Consider the following 8,958-nt stretch of genomic DNA (forward strand, 5'->3'; position numbering starts at 1 on the left):
TATCGGTAAACAGTTGCGTGCTGTAGTCCGCCACCGGCAGCTTCTTCAGTTCCTTGGATGCGCCTGGCAGTCCCTCGACATAAGTCAGGAAGGCCTCGGCGTAGTCCAGCCCGACGTCGCTTCGGCGTGCCCCGACGACGCTCTTCATCGTCGTGTAGCCATCCTGGCCATCGGCGAGGAAATTGTTGGTGATGACGGCATAGGTCTTGGCCGGGTCCAGCGGCACATAACCCGATGCGGACTTCACTTCCAGCTGGCTGAGGCGCGACCCGGCCGGCTGGTTCAGGTCGATGGCCCAGCGCAGCCCGCCAGTATAGGGATAGGAGCCCGTGTTGTTGGCTACCACGGCGGAAACGGCGTCCTCCAGGGAGGCCTTGACTTCGGCGCCCGTCATCTTGAGCTGCACCAGCGTGTTCTTGAATGGCAACACACTGTAGATGCCGCCGACCGTTACGTCGCCGGCCGGCAGGTCAACGCGGACGCCGCCGCCGTTCTGGATCGAGATGTCGGCATTGAAGAAGGCCTTCCCGCGCTCCAGGAACGCCTGTGCCACCAACTGCTGCACGTCGCCGCCGTGGGCAATGACATTGGCGTCCTTGTTGCACACGTCGCCCAGCACGGAACGGGTGGCATCGCGCTTGGTGCCCGGCACGCGGCGCAGGCAAAGGTTGGCCGGTGCCGTGGCGACGACCTTCTTGCCTAGTGCATCCTTGGCGGACTTGTAGCCGGCGAGCGTGGCGGCCGCTGCGGCATCCGGCGCTGTCTGTCGCAGCACGCCGCTGGCAGCGATGTCCTGCCTGATGGCGGCGAGGTCGGCGTCCGATACGGCGGCGGTGCCGCGCTTGAACGTGTCGCCGATCAGCACATGCGGCTTGCCCTGGCAGCCGGTGACGTCGCCATTCTTGTCGAAATCGACCTTCAGTTCGCCTACCACGTAGCTGTATTGCCACGCCTGCACGACGCAGACGAGCTTGCCATCCTTGTCGGCGACACGGGTCGGATACTCGCCCTCGGGGGTCAGGCCAAGCGCCGACATGCGGTCCGCCGGGCCGAGCAGCGTGTGCGAGTCGGCGCCGACGATGACGTCTACGCCGCTGAGCTGTCTGGCCAGCGCCAGCTCGCCCGTGTAGCCCACATGCGACGCAACAATGATCTTGTTGATGCCTTGGCTGCGTAACCGGGTGATTTCGGCCTGGGCAGCGGTGGCCTCGTTCTGGAACGTCGTGCCTGCATCCGGACGGGAGGAATTCTTGGTCTTGTCGGCAATGGTCAGGCCGATAATGCCGATCTTCTGCCCGTCGCGCTCCACCACCGTGGAGGCTTTCACCGGGCTGCCGGCCAGTGCCGAGTTGGTCGCGAACTTGACATTGGCGCTCAGCACCGGCGTCTTGCAGTTGCCGGCATGGAGGAAGTCGATGAATTTCTTGAGGCCGGCATCGGTATTGTCGAACTCGTGGTTGCCAAGCGTGAACGAGTCGAAGCAGACGGTGTTCATCATGTCTGCGTCTGCCTTGCCGTCGTTCAGATTGAAATACAGGTCGCCGGTCACGGCATCGCCCGCATGCATCTTCAGCACGTTGGGCGTCGCCGCAGCCAGGGATTTGATGGCCGAGGTCACGCGGGCGAAGCCACCATATTCCACGTCGATCGCTTCGCGCTTGCCGGCGGCGGTCATCAGGTTGAGCTTGACCGATTCCGCGTCGAGGTGGGAATGGTGGTCGTTGACGTGCAGGATCGTCAGGGACAGCGGCTTGCCCTCGGCCGTCGGCTGCGGGTTCTGCGGCTGAGCCTGGGATGCCTGCTCGTCACCCCCGCAGGCGGCAAGGGCGAAAACAGAGGCGAGCAGGGCAAGCGCGGAAGCACCTGCACGACGTGTCGTAGGGAGTGTCATGAGCGTTGTGAACGTTTTGTAACAGAATGTATTGTTCACAATGCAAATGACGGTGTGATTACAACGATGTGAATACAGCGGTTTGATCGCGGCGTTTCAGGTTGCCGTTGGCTTGGAAAGAGCATGAATGCCGAGCGCTGCGGCGTGTTGCCAACGGTGCAAAGACTTGATTGCCAGAAGATATTTGTTACTTATAGATGCCTCTCTGGTCGTTCGGTCTTTAGGGCCGTTCGCGCTACGCGTACATGGCGCAGAAGCCGTACGCCTGGCCTCAGGAGAAGCTTGTTGTATGATTTTGCATTATGTACGCGGAACGCGTACACTTAACAGAAATCGTACATAAGCGCTATGCCACGTTCCTATGAGCAGGAGAAAGAGGGGCTTCTTCTGGAAGAGGCTGCCCTTGCTTTTGGTGAAGCTACTGGCTTGCACGCTTGCTCGGCGCCGCCTGCGAGCGCCGGCCCGAGGTCGCTGCTGGATGGTCTGATGCATTTTGATCTGGGCCATGGGCGCAAATTCACGATGCCAGTGGAAGTGAAGGTCCATATGGACAGGTTTGCCACCGTCGCCAAACTCAAGGAAGCACAAGAAAAACTTGGCGAACCGCTTCTCCTCGTGACCAACTCGCTTTCCCAAGTGATGGCGGAACGGCTACGAGAGAACCAGATCTCGTTCCTGGACACCGCCGGCAACGTGTCGCTGAATCATCCGGAAGCGCTGGTTTACGTCGTTGGCCGTCGGCGTTCCGAGCGCGCTACATCTTCTCCGCGCGGCCGAACCGCGGGCCCGAAGCAGCTTGAGGTGCTCTACGCCTTGATTGCGGAGCCAAGGCTCGTAAGCGCTTCGTATCGAGCAATTGCAGCGGTTGCGCAAGTTGCCTTGAGTACAGTCAACGTCGCGATCGACGATTTCGTCAACCGCCGGCTCCTCGTGGCAGGTGCTGACGGCAAGCGTCAATTCGGAGATTGGGAGCGTGTTGTGGATGAGTGGGCAACCCTCTATCCCATCAAGCTGAAGCCCAAGCTTCAGTCGCGTCGCTTTTCGGCCAGCAACCCGGACTGGTGGAAGTCGATTGACCTTGCCAGACATGGGGCGGTGTTCAGCGCCGAGGTCGCCGCCGATAAATTGACACAGCACCTTCGTCCTGAGCGCGTGGTGTTGTATGCCCACACGACATCCCCTAAGGAGCTGATCATGGAAGGCCGCCTGCGCGCTGACGCCAAGGGCGAGGTGGAGATCTTTCAGGCATTCTGGTCTGGATCGTCTCCCAAACCGGCCGGCACCCCGGCCGGGGTCGCCCATCCTGTTCTCGTCTACGCAGATTTACTCGAATCTGGCGAGGCCCGCAGCCTGGACGTCGCGAGATTGATCAGGGAGAAGTATCTTGCCCATCGCCCACAACCTTTTGCCTGAGCGGCCCTTGGATGCGGCCACGGCATCCTTGCTGCGTGCACTTGATCGGACTGCGAAGGATCTCGGAATCGAGTACTTCGTGGGAGGCGCTACTGCAAGGATTGTCATCCTTGAGCACGTTTTCGGCACAGCGCCTGGACGCGCGACTCGCGATGTCGATATCGGTATATGCGTGGAAGATTGGGCGCGTCATGCAGCGTTCAAGGGCACCCTGACGTCAACAGGTTTCTTTGAGGCGACTCCCAGGAACCCCCACAAGCTGCTCTATCGTCCCGCTCCCGGCGTTGTATTGCAATTGGACATTATCCCTTTTGGTGAAATCGAGAAACCCGCTGCAAGCATAGCTTGGCCGCCGGATATGGATACATTGATGAACGTCGCCGGCTTTCGCGAAGCATCGCTGGCCGCAGTGTCCATCCGGATCGAGGATGATCTTCTCATTCCTTTTGCTTCGCTTCCTTCGATGGCAATTCTCAAGCTACTGGCTTGGCGAGATCGCAATCACGAAAGCAGGCACGATGCGACCGACCTGCTTATCCTGCTGAGCACCTACGACAGAGCAGGCAACCAGGACCGTCTCTATGATCAGGAGAGCGCGCTCCTGGAACAGCATGGCTATGATACGGACATCGCGGCGGCGGCGTTGCTGGCAAAGGATGCTCGCCCGATAGCGTCAACTGAGGCTCGCGCGCAGCTTATAGAGATATTCGATGACGAGGCGAGATACCAGGTACTCATAGACCATATGAGTTTTGGCGATGCGCTGCGCGCTCGAGACGACGGAATGGATCCTATGCGGGTGCGTCAGCGCATGGATGCGTTTCGGACAGAGTTCATGAAGATATAAAGAATGCCGGGATGCAACACTTCGCTCGCGCACGGTACCCGCAGGCCAAGGCACATTCATGCCTTGATGCGGCCCTGCGAAACCGCCGATTTCGGAAACAGGATGCGCCTGGTGTTCCTGGGAGCAACCCGGAAGTCAAGCCGCCTCGCGTGCGGCAAGGTAAGGAAAGGAAAGTAGCGTCCATCATGAAATATCCGCTACTTGCGGCGCTGCTGGCAGCCGTGCCGGCGCTCGGCATTGCCGCCCCGCTCAATACCGTCCTGGCGTGCGGCGAGTCCGCCCACCGGTTCATCGCAGCGCTGCAGCAGGAGCACCTGATCGAGACCAGCCCCATGCGGGTGGAGGACAATTCGGTCAACGCCTTCTGGCCCACGCCCGACTCCGGCATGACGGTGCTCGGCCGCAGCGTGTTCGCGGTGTTCGGCTTCCAGCCGCACGATGCGCTGTTCAAGGCCGGCAAAGGCACGCCCCTGGACAAGCCTCTGTACGGCGTGGCCGTCGTGGGCGGTACCGAGGCCATCGCCAAGACCCTGGCTGCGTCGGGCAGCAAGGCGCGGGCCCAGCATGCGGCGCCATTCGTGACGGCCATCATCTGCGACTGAAGTTGAATGCGGTCGGGGTTCCTGCTGCCCGCCGCGGGCGGGCAATGCGGGGCAGGCGGTGGCGCCGGGCAGAGGCTTGGCGATGCCTCCTCAACTGGCGGCGCAATCCCCCATGCGATCCAGTTCTGCCGCCGCCATCCTCGCGACTTCCAGGGCGGTCGACGGCGGAAGACCATCCTCCAGCATCCAGGCTGCGGAGAGTCCTCCCCAAGCCAGTATCCATTGCAACAGCCTCTTGCGATCCAGTGCCGCGGCGTCTGTCACGATCGCAATGCGTCGGGCAAACCTGTCCGGGTTCGCCGCAATGGCATGACTGGGGTTGCAGAAGAGATTGGCATAGTCGAAGCCGCGCTCGCCAGACAGTCCCTTGGGGTCGATGGCAAGCCAGCCGCGCTTGCCAAAATGCAGGATGTTGCCGTGGTGCACGTCGCCATGCAGGACTACGTCATCCTGTGCGGAGGACAGAAGTTCGGTTGCCGCAACGGCAGAACAAGGCAGAATCCCACCGTGCACCCGAGACGCCGCCGTCAAGGGCGCAAACCATTGCGACAATGGAACTACGGATGGCGGCGGCGCAGCGCGCGGCGTGTGCAATCCGGCGATCACCTCGCACGCAACGCGTATGGCCTCGTCGTCGTTCGCGTTGGCGGCGAGGCCAGCAAGCGATGGAGTCTCGTGCGCTCGCTCCAGGAGAAGGGCGTCATCATCATGCTCCAGCACCAGTGCCGCGCCAACGCCATCCCACCACGTCATGACAGCGTTGCCGCGCCGTTCCTCGCTGCACACAGCCACTTTCAGCATTGCCGGCATGCCTCGGCGGCATACAGGCAGCAGCCGGCTACTATTGGTCAGGATGGGGTGGCCGTCCGGAGTCAAGTCCCAGCGGCGGAGATATTCACTGAACATGCCGGCGATCTTACCGCACCGATGCGGATATGGCATCATGCGGATGACTCTGCCGAGTACAAGCAAAGACTATTGAATATGTCGTCGGCCTAAGGGCAGGTTTGAGAGCTTGGACTTGCATCGTGGAACTACCTTAAATCTGGGGACATTGACAGCTACATGTCATTAGTAGGCGGGTCGCCAGCTTTCGCCGGTCGCTTTGCATGCGTCCAGCACATCGGGGCCCTGGCGGACGTTGGTGGCCACCTTGCGCCCAGCCAGTGCCAGGGCGGGGCGGCCGCGCCGTGCAAGTGCCTCGTTGCGGCCGTCGTGGACGATGCGGGATCGGTATCAATCCCAACGTCCCGATTCCTATTCCAAACTTCCAGGATTCAGGTGGATTTTTCTATGTCACGTCAAATTCAGATGATGTTTCGAGCAACGGGGGCCTTGATGTTCGTCGTCGTTGCACTCTCGGGATGCGCTGCAATATCTCCTCCTCCTGATCCTCAGCAGCAGCTTGTCATTTCGCAGAGGGATGCCAGAGGAGTCTACGAAAAGAAGCTGATCTCATATAAGGCCCTTGCCGAAAATCCCAACACTTATAGTCGTACCCAAATACTGGAAGCTTATCAGGCGCTTCTATATCAATACTCCGTTGCCGCAGTGAACTGGGTTCGCGTCGTATATCCTGCCGCGCGGCAAACACTCCCGCCCTCCCTGCAGCCATTCCCGGTACCGTCGGGAACCCCCACGCTGGCGGATGTGAATCAAAATTACGAACATGCTCTCGAAATGAACGCCGCAATGTGGGATATAAACGGGGCGGCGGATGGGAGGAAACCATCTAAATTATCGATACCGAAATACACCGGCACTCTGGTTATCATGCCATCTGCGCCGCCGCTCCCTCCCTTGCAGGATGTTCGCGATCCTAAATATGCGCGGCTGGTTGCCATGACCAGGAAAGTGGATGAGGCGCAGAAAGCGGATCTCGCTCAACAACGTATTGCGATTGATAAACAGATAGCTGAGAACAATGCGTGGAGAGCCGCACACGTTTCCCACGAGTACGATTCAATTGATCCGAGGACTGGACGGCCGTATCCGGCACCGCAACAAGAGGTTCAGCGGTGGTGCACTATTTCCGGTGGCGGTGTCGTCAGTCGAGTACCGTGCTGAAACCGAGAGAATGACCGGGTTACGTTGGGCGGAGCATTGCACCTCGAGAGCGACTCGTATTCCTGGCGGCTTTCCTATGTCGGCCAGGTCGCCGAAGACGCGGGCAAGAAAGAGCAGCAGCACGATCAGCGGATGCCAGGCCGTGGCAGATGGTGCACCCACCGACGCACAAAAAAAACCGCGCCATCTTGAGCGCGGTTGGGAATCCACCGAGGTGGTGGAGGAGACAGGGTTAACCCTACTCTCTTTGCGGCGGGGTTGCAAGCCCCTTGTGCAACCAGAGCGCCCGGCAACGCAACAGGCCAGCGAGGGCAGGGGCAGGGTGGCGCGTGCGCCTCTTGCAGGTGGCTTGTGCTCCACCCAAGGCTGCCTCGGGGGCTGACCGAGGGCGGGGCTCCGGGGCGAAGCCGGCCGGGCTCAGTGGGCGGCGAGACGGCTCTGCACCTGGCGCGCGTCCAGTTTGGAAATATCCTCGTTGAGTTCCTCGAACACCAGCTTCTGCACCTCCTTGTCGAGGTGCTCGCGCAGCATTCCCAGGAATTTCGGCGCGGCGGCGAGACGAAGCTTGTCATAGCGCTGCTCCATGCGCGCCTGCCCGAGATACTGGCCCAGCATGCGGGCGAACTCGTCACGTTCCTTTTCGGGCTGATCGACCCGCGGCGCCATCGAATGCATCGGTTCGCCCTTGCCGGCAAAGCGTCCCTGCGCATCCTCCCGCAGCTCGCCGTCCTTGGCACGTCCCAGCGGATTGACGAAGCTCTTGACTTCCTCGAGATCCTGCTCCATCCCGTGCGTCAGAAAGATGCGGGCGCGGCTGCCATCTGCCGTCAGTGTCCAGATTTTCGTCATCGCGAACTCCTATCATTTCAACCATAGGGGATGAAAAAAGGATAGTCCCGAGCTGGCCGATAGTCCCGGCGGTCTTTGTAACGCCGGTCGCAGTGTCCGGACCCTTATTTTCAGGTCCGGAGATGGATATGCCGAGGATCGCATGCGCCGCATGCAGCGCTTGCAAGCAGCGCTTAAGTGCCGTCAGCCACCGATATAGGACATTTCGATCTTGCGTTCGGCGCGGGCCTGGCGCACCGCCGGGTTGCTGCGCTGTTCGGAGTAGTTGTCGGTGCGTCCTTGCCAGACCCCGGCAATCGCATTGGAGATTGCCAGGTCGCTGTGTTCGCCGCGCAGCAGCGCGCGCAGGTCGTAGCCTTCGGTGGCGAACAGGCAGAGGTAGAGCCGGCCTTCGGTGGACAGCCGGATACGGCTGCAATCGCCGCAGAAGGCGTGGGTGACGCTGGAGATCACGCCGATCTCGCTGGCGCCGTCGCGGTAGCGCCAACGCTCGGCGGTCTCGCCGCCATGGTTGGCGGGGATGGCTTCGAGCGGGAAGGCTTCGTGGATGCGGCGGACCACCTCGGCCGAGGGGAGCACCTCATCCATCTGCCAGTGGTTGCTGGCGCCGACGTCCATGAACTCGATAAAGCGCAGGATGATGCCGCTGCCGCGGAAATGGGCGGCCATCGGCACGATCTCGGCATCGTTGGTGCCGCGCTTGACCACCATATTGACCTTGATCGGCGCCAGGCCGGCGGCCTGGGCAGCCTCGATGCCGTCCAGCACATCGCGCACCGCGAAGTCGACGTCGTTCATGCGGCGGAAGGTGGCGTCGTCGATGGCGTCCAGGCTCACGCTCACGCGCGACAGGCCCGCATCGCGCAGCGCGCGCGCCTTGCGAGCCAGCAGCGAGGCGTTGGTGGTGAGGGTGAGGTCGAGCGGCTTGCCCGACACCGTTTCGATGCGCGCCAGCATCTCCACCAGCTTCTCGATGTTCTTGCGCAGCAGCGGCTCGCCGCCGGTCAGGCGGATCTTCTCGACCCCGTGGGCGACGAAGAGGCGGGCGACGCGTTCGATTTCCTCGAAGCTCAGCAACTCGGAATGGGGCAGGAAGGTGTAGTCCTTGCCGAATACTTCCTTCGGCATGCAATAGACGCAACGGAAGTTGCAGCGGTCCGTGACCGAAATGCGCAGATCATGCAGCGGCCTGCCGCGCGTGTCGGCAACCAGGCCGGACGGTGCGGCGAGCACGTCCGGGATGCTGGGCGTCATCGAGCGGTAGCGATGGTCGCGCAGGTCGAAGATGG

The 8,958-nt window shown here is 61.3% G+C and carries 9 protein-coding genes; 4 read left to right on the forward strand and 5 right to left on the reverse strand.

Going from position 1 to position 8,958, the window contains the following annotated elements:
• On the reverse strand, positions 1-1,891 hold a 1,891-nt coding region (locus P3W85_RS38465), incomplete at its 3' end, for a bifunctional metallophosphatase/5'-nucleotidase (protein ID WP_276268653.1).
• Between the two features lie 348 nt (positions 1,892-2,239).
• On the opposite strand from P3W85_RS38465, the gene P3W85_RS38470 reads away from it, so the two are divergent.
• From P3W85_RS38470 to P3W85_RS38480, 3 genes are all read left to right on the forward strand, one after another.
• Complete coding sequence (locus P3W85_RS38470; RefSeq protein ID WP_276268654.1) at positions 2,240-3,304, forward strand: type IV toxin-antitoxin system AbiEi family antitoxin; 1,065 nt, start codon at positions 2,240-2,242, stop codon at positions 3,302-3,304.
• On the forward strand, positions 3,276-4,151 hold the full coding sequence (locus tag P3W85_RS38475; protein ID WP_276268655.1) for a nucleotidyl transferase AbiEii/AbiGii toxin family protein: 876 nt from the start codon (positions 3,276-3,278) through the stop codon (positions 4,149-4,151). The genes P3W85_RS38470 and P3W85_RS38475 overlap by 29 nt, the downstream gene beginning before the upstream one ends.
• A 185-nt stretch (positions 4,152-4,336) precedes the next feature.
• Positions 4,337-4,753, forward strand: coding sequence for a hypothetical protein (locus P3W85_RS38480; protein ID WP_017228989.1), 417 nt, complete (start codon positions 4,337-4,339; stop codon positions 4,751-4,753).
• Between the two features lie 90 nt (positions 4,754-4,843).
• Here the strand turns inward: P3W85_RS38480 and P3W85_RS38485 are convergent, their stop codons facing one another.
• Positions 4,844-5,659: an aminoglycoside phosphotransferase family protein gene (locus P3W85_RS38485; RefSeq protein WP_276268656.1), complete on the reverse strand. Its 816-nt coding sequence runs from the start codon at positions 5,657-5,659 to the stop codon at positions 4,844-4,846.
• A gap of 165 nt (positions 5,660-5,824) precedes the next feature.
• Positions 5,825-5,977, reverse strand: a complete 153-nt coding sequence (locus P3W85_RS45390) for a BrnA antitoxin family protein (protein WP_346430325.1) — start codon at positions 5,975-5,977, stop codon at positions 5,825-5,827.
• A 69-nt stretch (positions 5,978-6,046) separates the two neighbouring features.
• Here P3W85_RS45390 and P3W85_RS38490 point away from each other — a divergent pair, with 69 nt between their 5' ends.
• The gene (locus P3W85_RS38490) at positions 6,047-6,820 is read left to right on the forward strand and encodes a hypothetical protein (RefSeq protein WP_276268657.1); all 774 of its coding nucleotides are present in this window, start codon (positions 6,047-6,049) and stop codon (positions 6,818-6,820) included.
• A 417-nt stretch (positions 6,821-7,237) separates the two neighbouring features.
• Here P3W85_RS38490 and P3W85_RS38495 read toward each other — a convergent pair whose 3' ends face one another.
• Together P3W85_RS38495 and moaA are read right to left on the reverse strand one after the other, a co-directional pair.
• Positions 7,238-7,669: a host attachment protein gene (locus tag P3W85_RS38495; RefSeq protein WP_017228987.1), complete on the reverse strand. Its 432-nt coding sequence runs from the start codon at positions 7,667-7,669 to the stop codon at positions 7,238-7,240.
• Between the two features lie 183 nt (positions 7,670-7,852).
• Positions 7,853-8,956 (reverse strand): GTP 3',8-cyclase MoaA, encoded by a 1,104-nt coding sequence (gene moaA / locus P3W85_RS38500; protein WP_276268658.1) that lies wholly within the window; start codon positions 8,954-8,956, stop codon positions 7,853-7,855.
• Between the last annotated feature and the right edge of the window lie 2 nt (positions 8,957-8,958).

Source organism: Cupriavidus basilensis (genome assembly GCF_029335485.1).
Taxonomy (GTDB): Bacteria; Pseudomonadota; Gammaproteobacteria; order Burkholderiales; family Burkholderiaceae; genus Cupriavidus; species Cupriavidus basilensis_E.

Excerpts from the sequence above, each read along its gene's own strand:
- P3W85_RS38470 (WP_276268654.1), top strand. The coding sequence starts at position 2,240 with ATGCCACGTTCCTATGAGCAGGAGAAAGAGGGGCTTCTTCTGGAAGAG.
- P3W85_RS38480 (WP_017228989.1), top strand. The coding sequence starts at position 4,337 with ATGAAATATCCGCTACTTGCGGCGCTGCTGGCAGCCGTGCCGGCGCTC.
- P3W85_RS38485 (WP_276268656.1), bottom strand. The coding sequence starts at position 5,659 with ATGTTCAGTGAATATCTCCGCCGCTGGGACTTGACTCCGGACGGCCAC.
- P3W85_RS38490 (WP_276268657.1), top strand. The coding sequence starts at position 6,047 with ATGTCACGTCAAATTCAGATGATGTTTCGAGCAACGGGGGCCTTGATG.
- P3W85_RS38495 (WP_017228987.1), bottom strand. The coding sequence starts at position 7,669 with ATGACGAAAATCTGGACACTGACGGCAGATGGCAGCCGCGCCCGCATC.